At 69.9% G+C, this 15,523-nt stretch carries 8 protein-coding genes; 1 reads left to right on the plus strand and 7 read right to left on the minus strand.

The window, feature by feature from the left end:
* The 7 genes from JW876_09840 to JW876_09870 form a co-directional block, all read right to left on the minus strand.
* Nucleotides 1–5,454 (minus strand): S8 family serine peptidase (locus JW876_09840; GenBank protein MBN1885806.1); only part of this gene is annotated, 5,454 nt, incomplete at its 3' end.
* Nucleotides 5,455–5,624: 170 nt separating this feature from the next.
* Nucleotides 5,625–6,260 (minus strand): class I SAM-dependent methyltransferase, encoded by a 636-nt coding sequence (locus JW876_09845; GenBank protein MBN1885807.1) that lies wholly within the window; start codon nucleotides 6,258–6,260, stop codon nucleotides 5,625–5,627.
* Nucleotides 6,229–7,470: an aminotransferase class I/II-fold pyridoxal phosphate-dependent enzyme gene (locus tag JW876_09850; protein MBN1885808.1), complete on the minus strand. Its 1,242-nt coding sequence runs from the start codon at nucleotides 7,468–7,470 to the stop codon at nucleotides 6,229–6,231. Before JW876_09850 ends, JW876_09845 begins: the two co-directional genes overlap by 32 nt.
* A 137-nt stretch (nucleotides 7,471–7,607) precedes the next feature.
* Nucleotides 7,608–7,991, minus strand: a complete 384-nt coding sequence (locus JW876_09855) for an iron-sulfur cluster assembly scaffold protein (protein ID MBN1885809.1) — start codon at nucleotides 7,989–7,991, stop codon at nucleotides 7,608–7,610.
* Nucleotides 7,992–8,163: 172 nt separating this feature from the next.
* The gene (locus JW876_09860; GenBank protein ID MBN1885810.1) at nucleotides 8,164–8,772 is read right to left on the minus strand and encodes a serine acetyltransferase; all 609 of its coding nucleotides are present in this window, start codon (nucleotides 8,770–8,772) and stop codon (nucleotides 8,164–8,166) included.
* Nucleotides 8,773–8,851: 79 nt separating this feature from the next.
* The gene (locus JW876_09865; GenBank protein ID MBN1885811.1) at nucleotides 8,852–9,151 is read right to left on the minus strand and encodes a hypothetical protein; all 300 of its coding nucleotides are present in this window, start codon (nucleotides 9,149–9,151) and stop codon (nucleotides 8,852–8,854) included.
* 31 nt (nucleotides 9,152–9,182) lie between these two features.
* Nucleotides 9,183–10,364 (minus strand): glycosyltransferase family 4 protein, encoded by a 1,182-nt coding sequence (locus JW876_09870; GenBank protein ID MBN1885812.1) that lies wholly within the window; start codon nucleotides 10,362–10,364, stop codon nucleotides 9,183–9,185.
* Nucleotides 10,365–10,633: 269 nt separating this feature from the next.
* On the opposite strand from JW876_09870, the gene JW876_09875 reads away from it, so the two are divergent.
* Nucleotides 10,634–15,508: a S8 family serine peptidase gene (locus JW876_09875; protein MBN1885813.1), complete on the plus strand. Its 4,875-nt coding sequence runs from the start codon at nucleotides 10,634–10,636 to the stop codon at nucleotides 15,506–15,508.
* Nucleotides 15,509–15,523: the final 15 nt, after the last annotated feature.

A 15,523-nucleotide genomic window follows, 5' to 3' on the forward strand; every position in this document is an offset into this window, starting at 1 on the left:
GTCGCCGTCGATGTCCCCGGCGGCCATGGCGGCGCGGATGTTTCCCGCCATCGAGAGCGGGAAGGCCTCGAGACCGTCCCCGTTGCGGAACCACCACGAATAGACGCGATACCTCGGTCCCGCCGCCGAGAAGGATTCGTCGAAGGAGATCGGCGAGGGCACCGGACCGCTCGCCAGCGACCACGATCCGACCGAGACCTGCATGCCGGGCGGGACCGAGCCGTCGTCGTCGACGAGGCTGACCCGGCCGGTCCAGTATCCGAATGGTGGCGCGGACTGCCACCAGGAGGACGTGACGGCGACCTCCTGCTGTTCATCCTTGTCCCCCTGGACCATGATCGGGGAGGTCTCGATCATCCCCGGCACCCGCGGGGCCGTGGGCCAGACGAACGCCCCCGAGGGATCGACGGCGAAGACCTCGCCGCTCAGCGCGCCGACGACGATTTCGAGCCCCGCGGCCGCTGCCGAGATCTCTCCGATGACCGGCGGCGCGACGACGACCGTGTCGATCGTCGCCGGCCACCCGGCGCCGTAGACCGAGCCGTCGTGGCTCAGCAGGTCGAGCCGCGAATGGATGCCCGGCGACGTGTACCCCCACGTCACGACGGCGATCTCGAGGTCGCCGTCGTTGTCGACGTCGCCGACGGCCGCCTCGGTGATGCCGCCGTTGACCTTGTACACCGGCTCCGTCCAGCCCGCGGTCCATTCCTCCCCGCTTCCCTTGAACACGCGGAGGCGGCATTCGCCGCCCTCCTCGTACTGGGGGAGAATGATCTCGCACAGGCCGTCGTCGTCGAGGTCGGCGAGCGTCACGGCGTTGCCGATCCGGATGTACGTCTTGATGTACCGGACGACGGTCCCGTCGCTCTCCACCAGGTGGAGAAAGCCGTCCACCGTGCCGACGACCACCTCGGGGCGCCAGTCGCCGACGACGTTCCCCACGGCCGGGGCGGCGACGATCGAGTCGCCGAGCGAGACGGGCCAGCCCGAGAGGGGACCGCCATCGGCGCGGATGGCGTGCAGGAGCCCGCCGTCGTCGCCGACGATCGTCTCGAGGGTCGCCGGATCGTCGTCGATGTTCGCCAGGGCCGGCGCCGTGCGAACCGGGGCGAACCCCGCCGCGGGCCAGCCGGGTTCGCCCGGCACGCCCCAGGTGACCGTCACGGGGCCGGCCGCGTTGTTCTCCTCGTCGCCCTCGCGCACCGCTCCGTTTGCGTCGGCGAGAAACCAGCTCTCCCAGACGCCGAAGTCGGCGCTCGTCATCGGCCCCGCCGTCCAGGTGACCGAATCGCCGGCGGCGAGCCCCGCGACGAGCGTGTCGAGGGTCGCGGTGGATCGGATCATGGGCGCCGTCGAGCGATCGCGGTAGAACCCGATCGCGAAGGTGTCGGCCGCGCCGATGCCGTCGTTCCGCACCGTCACGGTGAAGAGGATCTCCTCGCCCGGATCGAGGTGCGTCCCGTCCGCGAAGAGGGCGGTGACGACGAGATCCGGCGCCTCCTCGCAGTCGACGGCGAGGGCGCCGACGAGCTCGCCGCAGGGGGCGTGGGCCGGCGCGCACGGGGAATCGTCGAAGAGGTGAAAGTCGCCGGCGAGGGTGTCGCAGAAGAGGGGGGCCTCGGAGAAATTGTCGTCCAGCCCGGTCTGGTCCTCGAGATCGCCGGCGTACTCCCCGCCGGCATTGCCGAAGACGTCGGAGCAGGCGACCGTGACGTCCCAGCCGCCGACCTCGCCGTCGACGCAGATCCCGCAGCCGCCCCCGCCGTTGAAGGCGACGATCGTCTTCTCGACGACGACCGGATCGTCCGTGCCGACCGGCCCGATGTGGATCCCGCTCCCGGCGAAGGCGGACTCGTTTGAAACGATCGTGCAGTTCGAGATCGTCGAGGCGCCGGAGACGCGCAGGCCGCCCCCCCACGAGGTGCCCTCGAGGGCGACGGCGTTCCCGGCGACGACCGTGTTCGAGATCGCGAGCCCGCCGCCGGCCATCACGCCGCCGCCGCCGAGTTCTGCATGATTGCCCGTGATCCGCGAGTCCTCCACGACCAGGTGATGGTCGGTCCCGGCGAAGACGCCGCCCCCCCAGACGCCGCCGGCGTTTTCGGCGAGCGTGCAGTCGCGGATCGTCGATTCCCGCGCGGCGCCGCCCGCGAGGCCGACGCCTCCCCAATCCGCGCCGGTGTTTGCTTCGATCGTGCAGTGCTCGAGGAGGAGCTCGGCGTTCACGGCCGAGATCCCTCCCGCGCCCGAGTTGCACTCGTTGTCCTCGACAACGCACCAGCGGACGGCGGGGCTTCCCCATTCGAAGCGCATCCCGCCGCCGGGGCCGAAATAGTCCGTCTCGTCGTTGTCGACGAAGCGGCAGTGTCGTACGACGGGACTCGCCCCGTCGCCGCGAACGCCGGCGAGAGAGGCGCGGGTGACGGTGAAGCCGTCGAGGACCGACGCGCTGTCCTCGCCGGCGACGAAGAGGAACCCGGCGTGGTTGTCTCCTGGCGCGCTCTCGCAGTCGACGATCGTGAGATCGCGGCCGCTCTCGGAGAGAACGAGGAGCCCCTTGCCGCGGAACTCGACGTCGCGGTTGCCGGCGCCCGTGTACGTGCCCGCCGCCACCAGGACGGTGTCGCCGGCGAAGGCGGAGTCGATCGCCGCCTGGATCGTCGGCGCGTCACCCGTGCCGGCAACCGTCACGTACCAGAGGCTCCGCGAATGGCAGGCCTGCCCGAACAGGCCCATCAGCTCGCCGCACGCGTTGTTCGCCGGGAGACAGGGAGAGATCCCCTGCAGGCCGAGGTTGCCGCCGGCGGCGTCGCAGAAGAGCGGATCGGCGGCGATGTTCCCGTCGATGCCGGTGCGGTCCGTGACGCTCCCGCCGTAGCCGCCGCCGGCGTTCCCCCAGACGTCCGAGCAGGAGACGGTCGCGCCGGAGACGCCGGCCGCGCCGCAGATCCCCTCCCCCGCCGTGGACAGGGCGACGATCGCGTTGGCGACGGCAGGGTAGGCGTCGGTCCCGGCGAAGATGCCGCCGCCGTTCGGGGCGTGGCAGGAGACGATCGTGCACCGCGAGATGCCGGGGCTCGCGCCGTAGACGGCGATCCCTCCGCCGGAGGCGGCGGCGCTGTCGGCGTCGAGCAGGACGTATTCGATGTCCGCCCCGGCGTGGTAGAGGCAGAGACCGCCGCCGACGCTCCCGGCTGCGCAGCCGGCGATCGCCGCGTCGTGGATGTGCGGCGCGCCGTAGTACGCGTAGATGCCGCCGCCGGCGGCCGAGCGGCAATCCTCGATCGTGCAGGCATCGATCTCGGAGGCGCCGCCGGCGAGATAGAGGCCGCCGCCCCGCAGGGCCGCCTCGCAGGAGAGGATCCGGCAGTCGGCGATCCGTGCCGAGGGGCTCGCGCAGAAGAGGGCGCCGCCGTAGCCGGCCTCGCCCGCGCCGTCGGCCGAGCCGCCGGTCAAGGTGAAGCCCTCGATCGTCACGGCGTCCGCCTCGCTCTCCACGCGGAAGCAGCGCCCGAGCCCGCCCGCGTCGACCGACGTCTCGCCGGGGCCGCCGGGGGCCGTGACGACGAGCGACCTGTCGACGACGAGGTCGTGCTCGTCGTAGAAACCGGGCATGACGACGATCGTGTCGCCCGCCGCGGCGACGTTCAGCGCCCCCTGGATCGTCTCGAAGTCCGCGCCGCCGTCGTCGTCGACGAACCACGTCGTGACGAGGGCGAGCCCGGAGACGACGAGCGAGACGTCCTGCGAACCGCCCGCGAGGAGGCCGTTGTTCCAGATCCACAGGGCGTAGCGGTCGCCGATGCCCGCGCCGTCGACGTCCACCCGTTCGACGTTGTCCCGGTGGTTCGCGGCCCGCAGGGCCCCGGCGTCGGGATTGAACGGATCGAGGATCCACGGGTAGTGGAACGCGCCGCCGCGCTCGAGCATCAGCTCGACGTCGTTGACGAGCTGCGGGACGGTCGGATTCAGTGCGATGCCGGTCGGCGAGCCGGGCGGGTCGTTCCAGCAGATCGTCGCGCGCGGCTGCGCCGCGGTCGCCCGGTAATGCATGACGATCGGGGTCCCCTCGTCGAGGGTCAGTTCGCGGACGATCCCCCGGCCCCCGTCGAGGTCCGCCAGGAGGAGATCGTACGCGGCCTTCGCGTCGAAGAGCCCCCAGCCGAACCGGTAGTCGGGGCCGTCGTACGTCCCCGCCTCGCGGGCCGTGCAGAGGGCGAGCGCCTTCAGGGTCGCCGCCCGCATCGGGCCGCCGTGGTTGTCGACGTACCAGTCCTCGAGGAGGGCGAGCGAGCCGGCGACGTTTGCCGAGGCCATCGACGTGCCGGTGAGGCGGTCGTGCCCGTCGTGGAGCCCGATCGCCGAGTAGACGTCGTCGCCGTTGCCGACGAGGTCGGGCTTGATCCGCCCGTCGTCGGTCGGCCCCCAGGAGGAGTAGTCCATCATGGAGACCGATCCCGGCCCGGTGTATTCCTCGAGGTCGGCGACCATCCCCACGGTGAGGCCGTTCTTCGCCGTCTTCCAGCCGTCGCCGAGACAGTCGTACCCGTCGATCCCGCCGTCCATCTCGCGCGTCGCCGAACTCCACTGCCAGTAGCCGAGCCCCTGGTTCCACACGTAGTGGAGGCATCCCGGGTAGGGGACGTTCTCCCAGCGGTGGTTGCCGGCAGAGCAGACCATGAGATAGTCCGGGGCCTCGCCGGCGATGCTGTCCACCTGCGCGGAGATGTCGCTGTAGGAGCCGAAGCGGTAGTCCTCGACCCCCGAAACGAGCGTGTTGCCGTACCAGTACCAGTTGTACTCGGTGACGCCGTCGTCGTGCAGGTCGCCGTAGTACCAGCCCTGGATGTGCCCGTAGGAATGGTTGGAGAGGACCATGCCGCCGGCCGCCTCGGCGGCCATCTCGGCGATGTCGTCGTCGTTGCAGTACGCGGCGAGCTCGGCGTCCCAGGCCATCCCCAGGGCGAGGGCGTTGCTCGAGCCGTCGCCGATGAGCGTGCCGGCGACGTGCGTCGAATGGATGCTGATGTCCGGGTTGCCCGCGTCCTCCCAGGAGACCCGCGTCGACAAATCGGGGCGCCGGAAATCCTCGTGGGTGATGCCGATCTTGCCGGCGTCCCAGATCCCGAAGACGAATCCCGTGCCGCCCCCGATCGCGCCGTGCACCTCGTCGGTGCGCGTCGTGGCCGCCGCGTCGACGTTCTCGGTGATGTAGTAGACGGGGATCTCGCCGGGGCCGAGCGCCTGGAGCGAGAACTCCCGCCCGCCCGCATCGACGCCGGCGACGGCGAGCCCGCGCGAGCTTGCGGCGCGGAGCGCCGTCTCGCGCGCGCCCCTGCTCTGCTCGAGGAGATCGCGGGAGAGTTGCCGCAGCCGGTTTTCGTCGCCGCGCATGCCAACCGGGAGAGCGAGGATCGCAGCCGCCAGACCGGCGCAGATGATGGATCGTCTCACGCGTGCTCCTTTGCGCATGGTTGTCGTCTGTGCGGCCCCCGCGTAACGGAAACGGCCGGTACATGTTCAGACCGCCGGAACCGGTACGATGACACAGCCGGCGCGCGTGAAAAACGGCCCCGTCCGGGTGGACGGGGCCGTGAACGATCTCGTATCGGGCAGTCGGCCGTCTAGTACTTGACGGCCAGCATCACGTATTCCTGGAAGCGGCTGTCCCGCTCGTCGCACCGGAGGTTCACCGTCGACATGAAACGGGCGATCCCGTCCATCTCGGCGCAGCTGAGCCGCGGGTGTCCGCGCCCCTCCCGCCGATGGATCCGCTCGAGGATCTCGAAGCCCTCCTCGGTGAACTCGGCGAGAAGGAGCTTCCCGCCGGGGAACAGCACGCGCGCCGCCTCGCGGATGATCCCCTCGGGGGTCTCGAGGTGATGGAGAACGTTGACCGCGGTAACGAGGCCGAAGGAGCCGTCCTCGAAGGGCAGCGCGCCTCCCTCGTAGAGATGGAACTCGATGAAGTGGTCGAGCCCGGCTGCGACCGCGTTGAGATGGGCGACCCGGAGATACTCCTCCTCCACGTCGACGCTCGCCACGGGCAGGCCGCGCCGGGCCAGCTCCATCGCGACGAGGCCCTGCCCCGTCCCCACGTCGAGGACGGGCGGACGGATCTGCCCCGCCGAATCCACGACGAACCGCATCGCCGCCTCGCGGTCATGCCCCTCGTCGCGGTAGACGGCGAGCCGTTCGCCGTGGTGTTTCCGCCTGTCGGCGATCTCTTCAGGCGTCGGTGCGCTCGGTCTCCAGAGCATCGGAGGTCTCCGCCGTTGAGGACGAGCCGATGAGCGCCATCCCCTGATCGAGGTCGGCGATGATCTCGTCGACATCCTCGATCCCCACGGAGATACGCACGAGCCCGTCGGTGATCCCCGCCGTGGCGCGCGCCTCGGGGCTCATGCCCGAGTGGGTCATCGAGGCCGGGTGCTGCACGAGCGACTCGACGCCGCCGAGGCTCACGGCCAGCGTGCAGAGCTTGACGTTGTTCATCAGGACCTTGCCCGCCTCGAGACCGCCCTTCAGTTCGAAGGAGATCAGCCCGCCGGGGCCCGAGGCCTGCTTCTTGTGCGTCTCGTACTGCGGGTGATCGGGCAGGCCGGGGTACATGACGCGCTCGACCTTCGGGTGGTCGTCGAGGAACTCGGCGATTTTCATCGCGCTGGCGCAGTGGCGCTCCACCCGGATGGCGAGGGTCTTGATCCCGCGGGCGACGAGGAAGGCGTTGAAGGGATCCATGCAGCCGCCGATCTTGATGTGCGTGTCGCGCAGCGTGCAGAAATCCTCCTCGGTCTTCGCCACGACCATGCCTGCGACGACGTCGGCGTGGCCGTTGAGGAACTTCGTCATCGAGTGCAGGACGATGTCGGCCCCGAGATCGAGGGGCTTCTGCAGGATCGGGCTCATGAAGGTGTTGTCCACGCAGAGCCGCGCGCCGTGCTTGTGAACGAGCTCGGCGATCGCGGCGATGTCGGAGACGACCATCGTCGGGTTGCAGGGCGTCTCGATGTGGATGAGCTTCGTGTTCTTCTTGATCGCGGCCTTGATCGCGGCGAGGTCGCTCGTGTCGACGAAATCGGCCTCGACGCCGAACGTGCTCATCACCGAGCCGAGCAGCGCGGTGACCGGCCCGTAGACCGCCTCGCTGCAGATCACGTGGTCGCCCTTGCCGAGGAAGGTGGCGAAGACGAGGTGGCAGGCGGCCATCCCGGAGGCGCAGCCGAGCCCCATGAACCCGTTCTCGAGCACGGCGACGGCCTTCTCGCAGCCCTCGATCGTCGGGTTGCCGACACGGGTGTAGATGTACCCCTGCTCGGTCCCGGCGAAAAGAGCGGCGCCGTGGTCGACATCCCTGAACTTGAAGGTGGAGGTCTGGTAGATGGGGGTTACGACGGCTCCGCGCTCGTCGTGAAGGTCACTCCCGTGCACGCATTTGGTGTCCTGGTGACGCATTCGAACGTCGTCCATGACTCGACTCCTTTCATATCGTCCGGCAGTACGACATGCCGTTGCCAACGTGTATCGATCGCCCGGAAAACAGCGGTACTAATATAACGTAAACCATCGCCCACGGCCAAACGGAACGACACATTATTGCAAAAATTTTAAGAAATGCCTGATTGCCGGCGTCGGCAATCGTCGATGGCGGCCCTGAGCGCCCCCTCGCCGAGGAGCGAGCAGTGCCGCTTCTCCTCGTCGAGCCCGCCGACCGCCTCCTCGATCTCGTCGGCGGTGACCGCGTACGCCTCGTCGAGGGAGCGTCCCTCGGCCAGTTCGGTCATCGCGCTCGAGGTGGCGATCGCCGAGGAGCAGCCCCGGCATCGGAAACGGATGCCGGCGATCGCGCCCGCCTCGACGCGGATCGTCACGCGCAGCCAGTCCCCGCAGGATTCGTCGCCGCACAGGCCGACGCCGTCGGGGTCGTCGATCTCGCCGACGTTCCGCGGATTGATGAAATGGTCGAAGAATGCAGCGTTCACGATCTCCATGGCGGAGTGCATGATAGCAGATCGCGGCGCGGATTGCCAGCGCGGGAAGCGGCTGGTCGCCGGTGGCGTGCGGGCGCGGCGGCGGGTCGCGGGCGGGACGCGGGCGAACCTGAACGCGGAGGGGGCATGACCGAGGGCGCGGCTGCGGGTCGGCCCGTGCCCGCGAGGCGGATCAGAGGGGTTCGTTTACCCGCTCGCCGCCGCGGCGGACGATGCGGGCCGGCACGCCGGCGACGGTGCAGCCGGGGGGGACGTCGCGGAGGACGACGGCGTTCGCCCCGACCACGACGTCGTCGCCCACGGTGATGCCGCCGAGCACCTTCGCCCCCGCCGTGATCTTCACCCGGTCGCCGATCGTCGGCGTGTCGGTCGCGCTCGTGTAGCCGATCGTCACCTGCTGGTTGACCCAGCAGTCGGCCCCCATCCGGCGCGCGGCGACGATCGTGGCGAAGCCGTGCTGGATGAAGAATCCGGGGCCGATCTCGGGGCAGACGAGATGCAGGGTCGGCTCCGGTCGCCAGAAGAGACGCGCGATCGCGACGAGCGGCCGCCGGAGCGGGCGATGCTCCATCAGGAGCCGGTAGTAGAGGAGGTTGCGGAAGGCCCGGTGGCGGGCGAGGAGCCGGGGCAGCGCCCGGGCGGCCGGGACCGTTCCGCGGTCCGGGCCCTCGATCACGTCGAGCCAGCGGGTGACGTCGCGGTCGATCGCGGCGCGGGCCCGCGAGGTGCGGTAAAGCGCGAGATGCGGCAGCGACAGGATCGCCGCGAGGAATCCGGGCATTCGATCTCCCCTGCGGTAACGGCGGGCGCCGGCGCGGCGGCCGCCCCGGGGCAGTATAGCACGCGCCTGGCGCGGCCCGTCAACAGGCGCCCGGCGACTCCTTTTCGCGGATCCGCCGCTGAACGCGGTTCCACCTCGCGAGGCCGAGGGGGAAAGCGATCGCCCAGGGGATCCACACGAGAAACCGCCAGGGCGAGGGCAGCAGGAGGAGCGCGGCGAGGAAGAGGAGGCCGGCGATCCACAGCACGGCGCTCGCGCGGATGACGAAGGCCCGCTCGCGGGGGCCCCCGGTGTTCCGGATGCTGCAGCAGGTGCCGACGACGCCGCCGGCGAGGCCGATCGCGGCGCCCGCGATCCCGCCGATCAGTCCTGGATGCATGGCGTACTCCTTTCCCCCGGAATCGCTTGCATCATTCGTGCCCGCCGTGCCCGTCGCCTGGGCCGGCGGGTGTCTCCGCGCCGGTTTGCCGCTCGCCGCTCGTCTCCGCGCCGGTCTCCCGCGGGTTGCGGAGGAATCCCTCGAAGAGATCGGCGTGCCGGCCGATGCGATCGGGGCCGAAACGCTCCTCGTACCGCCTGCGGGCCGCCCGGCCCATTTGTTCGCGGAGGGCGTCGTCCCCGAGGAGGCGGTTCACCGCAGCCGCGAGGGCGGCCGGATCGCCCGGGGGCACGAGGAGCCCCGTCTCGCCGTCCGCGACGACCGCGGGGATCCCGCCCGTGTCCGAGGCGACGACGGGGGTGCCGACGGCGTGGGCCTCGAGATTGACGAGCCCGAAGGCCTCGTGGATGCTCGGCGACACCTGGACGGCCGCGGCGGCCATGAGCTCGTAGACGCGATCGATCGAAACGGCGCCGTGGAAACGGCATGCACCCGGCACGCCGAGTGAATCGGCGAGCCGTTCGAGAGCCGCCCGCTCCGGCCCGTCTCCGGCGATTTCGAACGTCGTCTCCGGGTGCGCGGCGACAACGTCCGGGATCGCGCGAACGAGCACGTCCACCCCCTTGCTCGGGGCGAGCCGCCCCGCGTACACGATCGAGCGCCCCCGCGGGAGCGCGGAACCCGCGAGCGGATCGGGCAGGACGAAATGAAGGACCTCGATTCTCGCCGGCGAGACGCCGTACGAGCGCATGAGATCCTCGCGTGTCGCCGCGCTGTTCGCGACGATCCGCGTCGCCAGGCAAAGCACGGCCCGGCGCCGCAGATCGAGGAGCCGGCGCTTCACCCCTGCGACGGCGGTATCCATCCGTATCTGGCTTGTGAGGGTGTGCCCCCACGCCACTCGCGCCGGCACGCAATCCAGCCGGCCGACGATCATGCAGAGGTTCACCGCGGTGAAATTGCCCACGAGGCAGTCGACGCGGCGCTCATGGATCAGGCGGTGGAGAAACCGCGCGTCGGCGAGGCGCGTCGGGCTCGCCGAGGGCCAGGAGAAAATCGCCGGGTTTCCCGCCGGGGCGACGAGATCCCGTCGCCGCCCGTCGAGAAGGAGCGCGGCGCGATGGCCGCGGGCGGCGAGCTCCCCTGCGAGCAGGGAGAAGTACCGGTAGAGGGCCCCCGTTGTGCCCAGCGTGGCGAAAACGAACGATGCCATGGCGCGGTCTCCCAAACCGGAAGAAACGACCTGCGGGCGCCGGCGGACGACACCACCCACGATACCCGGGCGGCCGCCCGCGAGGCCAGCGAAATCCGCGCCTGGAAAAGACGTGGCAATCCTCCGAGCGGTGGTATACCGTTTGCAATTGTCAGGTATTCACCGGACGGCCGCCGGCGTGTGTACGGAACGACGGGGAATCATGCGGCACGCCCGGGAACGACGTCATATCAGGGGACCCGATGAACCGATCGAACGGAAGGTATACCGTGACCAGCATCAACGCCTCGCGCGGGGGAATCGTGCGTTTCGCCCTGCTTTTCGCTGTCCTCGCGCTCGTCCCCCCGGGCGCGCGCGCGGCCGGCGAGGCGGCAAACGACGGGTACACGAGCGTCATGATCCATGCAGACCGTGCCGGCGTCCGCGCCATCGAGCGCGAGATCGCCGCCATCACCGGGCGCGCCGGCCGGCGACTCCTCGTTCCGCGCTATCGCGAAACGGTCCTCGCCGAACTCGATGCGCTCGTGGGCGAATTGCGTCCCCTCGTCGAGGCGGGTTCGGTCCGGAACGTGCGCCCGCTCTGGATCGCCGGCGCCGTCGTCGCCGACGTGCGGGCGGAGGCGGTCGACGGGATCGCCCTGCTGCCGGGCGTCGATTGCGTCGTCTCCACCGATCGGGCCGCCGCGAACGCGGCGGCCGGCCCCGCGGCCCGGAACGGCCGGGGCGGTTTGTACGCCCCCATGGCCGACGACACCTCCTGGGCCCTCGGGCGACTCGGCGTGACGGGGCTCTGGGCGGCCGGGCTGACCGGCGAGGGGGTCGTCGTCGCCATCCTCGACACGGGCGTCGACGAGACGCATCCCGACCTCTCCGGGCGTCTCTGGACCAACCCCGGCGAGATCCCGGGGAACGGCCTCGACGATGACGGCAACTGGTACGTCGACGATGTTCACGGCTACGACTTCGCCGGCCGCACGGAAGAGATCGCCGACTTCGACGGCCATGGCACACGGGTGGCCGGCTGCGTCGCCGGCGACGGCACGGCCGGCTCGGCGACCGGCGCCGCCCCGGGCAGCCGGATCATGATCTGCAAGGCCTTCGAGGATCTCTCCGCGATCGACGACATGGACTGCTTCGAGGCGATCCAGTACGCCGTCGAGAACGGCGCCGATGTCATCAACATGAGCTTCGGCGTCGCGGCGGCGGACCGCCGCGGCTGGCGCGAGACCTGTCGCGCCGCCTCGCTTCTCGGCACCACGATCGTCGCCGAGGCCGGCGACGGACGGGGCGACCTCTCGGCTCCCGTACCGGCGAACATCCCGACGCCAGGCGACGTCCCCTCCCCCACCGCCCCCGGCAACGAAAGCGGCGTCATCACGATCGGCGCCGTCACGAAGAGTGACGCGATCTGGGATCCGGCCCCCGACACCCTCGGCAGCGGCGAGGGCCCGGTGAGCTGGGAGACCGTCTCCCCCTACCTCGACCACCCGTATCCGCCGGGGCTCGTCAAGCCCGACCTCGCCGCGCCGGGCGACAGCCTGCGGACCACGGCGCCCGGTGGCGGGTACGTCGACGACGTGTCCGGCACATCCTACGCCGCGCCACTCACGGCCGGCGTCGCCGCGCTCCTCCTCCAGCAGGACCCGAACCTCCTGCCCGCCCGGCTCGACTCGATCCTCCAGGCGACGGCCATCGACCTCGGCGCGCCCGGAAAGGACAGCGATTTCGGCGCCGGCCTGGTCGACGCCGCCGCGGCCTCCGCCGTGCTCGAGCAGAACGTGGCGAGCGGGCACATCACGGAGAACACGACGTGGTACTCGGGGATCGTCTACCTCGTGACGGGCGACCTCACGATCGATCCCGGCGTCACCCTCGCCATCGAGGCCGGCGTGATCGTCAAGGTGGGTGCCGGCGCGAGCATCGTCGTGGAGGGCGTGCTTTTCCCGCAGGGCACCTCGACCGTCCCGGTCGTCTTCACCTCCTGGCGCGACGACGCGGTCGGCGGCGACACGAACGGCGACGGCCCGTCGGCGGGCGAGGCGGGCGACTGGGGCCAGGTCCGGATCGTCGGCACGGGGAACGTCATCCAGTTCTGCGAGTTTTACTTCGGCGGCAGCACCGACGACGTCGACGCCGTCCTCTACGTTGCCGGCGGCGACCCCGTGATCCGCTACTGCCGTATCGAGTCGGGATACGAGTACGGCGACTGGATCTATTGCGAGGGCGGCTCGCCGATCGTCGAGCACAACCGGATCGTGGCCGAGGGCCTCTCGCCGACGAAGCACGTCACGGCGATCCACGCCACGGGCGGCTCGCCACGGATCCGCTTCAACCGGATCGAGTTCACCGGCACCTTCGCCTTCGTCCGCGGCATCCAGCTCGACGACGTCTCGTCGGGCGCCGTCGCCCTGGGCAACCGGATCGACGACACCTGCCTCTGGAACGGCGGGTCGGATTTCATCATCCGCTGCGCCGGCTCGACCGCCCCCGAGATCTCGGCGGACACGATCGCCACGCTCTATGGCAACGGCATCGGCTGCTCGCTCGGCACGGCGGCGACTCTCTCGGCCAACGTCGTCTCGGGCGGCGGCGCGGGGCGGGGCATCTACTGCCACGAGAGCGCGAACGTCGTCGTCACGGGCAACAAGGTGTCCTCGTTCGCGTACGGCATCGAGAGCTACCGGTGCCGCCCGACGATCACGAGCAACACGATCTCGCACACGGCGACCGTCGGCGAGCGCTACCCCTTCGTCCACGTGGGAAGCGCCTGGCCCTCGTACGCGAGCAACACGGTGAGCGGCACCTGCATGCACGCGATCGGCGTGAAGGGGGTCACCGACGGCAACCTCGCCTGGAACGACATCGAGGGGCGCGGCTGGCCCTACGTCCTGATCGACAACTTCATCGTGAACGCCGGCGACACCCTCGCCGTCCCCGCCGGCCTGGTCATCAAGGTGAGCCTCGACAGGATCTTCTACCTGAACGGCCTCCTCGCGCTCGGCGCCACGGCGGCCGACCCGGTCATCTTCACCTCCTGGCGAGACGACACGGCGGGCGGCGACAGCAACGGCGACGGCCCCTCGGCCGGCGTGCCGGGCGACTGGGGCTATCTCCGCATCGCCAACGGAGACAACCTCATCGAGCACTGCGAGTTCCGCTACGGCGGCAACACGGCCTACTACGACGACTACGCCATCTACGTGGCATCGTGCGACCCGGTGATCCGCCGCTGCTCGATCCTCGAGTGCAAGGACAACAACGTCTACGGCATCTACTGCGAGTACGCGGCCCCGACGATCGAGGACTGCACGATCCGGACGACCCCGGTCGTCAGCGCGAACGCGACGGCGATCTACTGCGTGTACAGCGCCGGCCAGCCGATGTTCACCGGCAACACGATCTCGGGGTTCCGCGTTGGGGTGCTCGTCAACGGCATCGGCACGACGGGCACCCAGCCGCGCGTCACCGGCAACTCCTTCGACGGCACGGGGACCGACGCGACGGGCTATGGCGTCTACTGCATCGGCGCGGCCGGCGCCATCTGGCACCCCTACATCGAGGGCAACGAGCTCATCGGCAACTGCACGGGCTGGGGCGTCTACCTGAACAACGTCGGCGACGGAACGATCGTGCAGAACAACGACATCTTCGATTTCTCGCTCGGCGGCGTGCGCGGCGCGGGAGCGAGCGGGTGGATCACGTCCAACTCGATCGCGCAGGGCACCGGCTACGTCGGCATGGGCACGGGGATCGAGGCGAACGCGGCGAGCGACCTCATCATCACCGGAAACATGATCAACGGCTTCGCGACCGGCGTCCACAGCGCGTCGACGTCGACCGCCGCTTCGAGCGACCTCACGATACGGAACAACCACATCCTGAACGCCGCCGGCGACGGGCTGCGCTTCGAGTCGCTCGACACCCTCGCCTGGGACGGACCCACGGTCGTCGTCGAGAACAACGACATCTGGGGGCACGGCGGCTACAACCTGTCCCTCGGGCACTACCAATCGCCCGCTTCGCGCCACATCGCTGCGACCGGGAACTGGTGGGGCACGGCGAACGCCGATACCGTCGCGATGGGCATCTTCGATTACACCGACAATGTCCTCTCCCCGGTCTGCGATTACGAGCCATACCTCACCGAGCCGATCGAGGACGACGTGCCCAACCTCTGGGTTTTCCCCGCGCGGCTCCACGTGGCGATGTTCCCGAACGAGGCGAAGTCGACGACGTTCATGCTCGGCAACTCCGGCGTCCGCGACCTCACCTTCGCGATCACCGAGGGGATCGGCGAGACGGCCGCCGAGATCCGCCAGACGCCCGTGCCGGGCTCGGGGCGCGAGCCGGTGACCCTCTTCGACGTGCCGTGGATCTTCGAGACGCCCACCGACGGCACGATCCTCGGCGGCCAGCAGGAGGAGATCGAGGTCTTCTTCTCCTCCACCGGCCTCACGGACAGCATCTACACGTCGTACCTCATCCTCGACACGAACGATCCCGACATGAGCACCTTCGTCATGCCGGCGACGATGGAGGTCTCCCACGTCTTCGTCACCGGGCCGAACGGCGGCGAGTCCTACCAGGAGAAGAACGACATCAATGTCACATGGACGACCGCCTACAGCGGCGACGTGGAGGAGATCGACATCCTCTTCTCGAGCGACAACGGCCAGCACTTCTACCCGGTCGTCGCGGGCGAGCCGAACGACGGCTCGTTCAGCTGGCGGATCCCCGGCCTCTCCTCGGACAGCTGCCGCGTGATGGTGATCGCCCACTATCCGTCCGACCGCGCCTATTTCGACGTGAGCGACAGCGTCTTCTCGATCATCGCGCCGGTCGACGCGGGGGAGATCCCCGGGATCCGGCGCGCGGCGCTGCGCCAGAACTTCCCCAACCCCTTCAACCCGTCGACGACGATCACCTTCGCACTGCCCGAGAGGACGCGCGTGCGCCTCGACGTCTACGCGCCGGACGGCCGGCACGTGGCCACGCTCGTCGATGGCGAGCGCGACGCGGGGATCCACACGGTGATGTGGGACGGGGTGAACGGACGGGGTGCTCCGGTGTCCTCGGGGATCTTTTTCTGCCGCATGCGCGCCGGCGGACGCACCGAGACGCGGAAGCTGATCCTCGTCAGGTAGGGGGCGGGGGCGCCT

The sequence above is a fragment of the Candidatus Krumholzibacteriota bacterium genome (assembly GCA_016931295.1).
Taxonomy (GTDB): domain Bacteria; phylum Krumholzibacteriota; class Krumholzibacteriia; order Krumholzibacteriales; family Krumholzibacteriaceae; genus JAFGEZ01.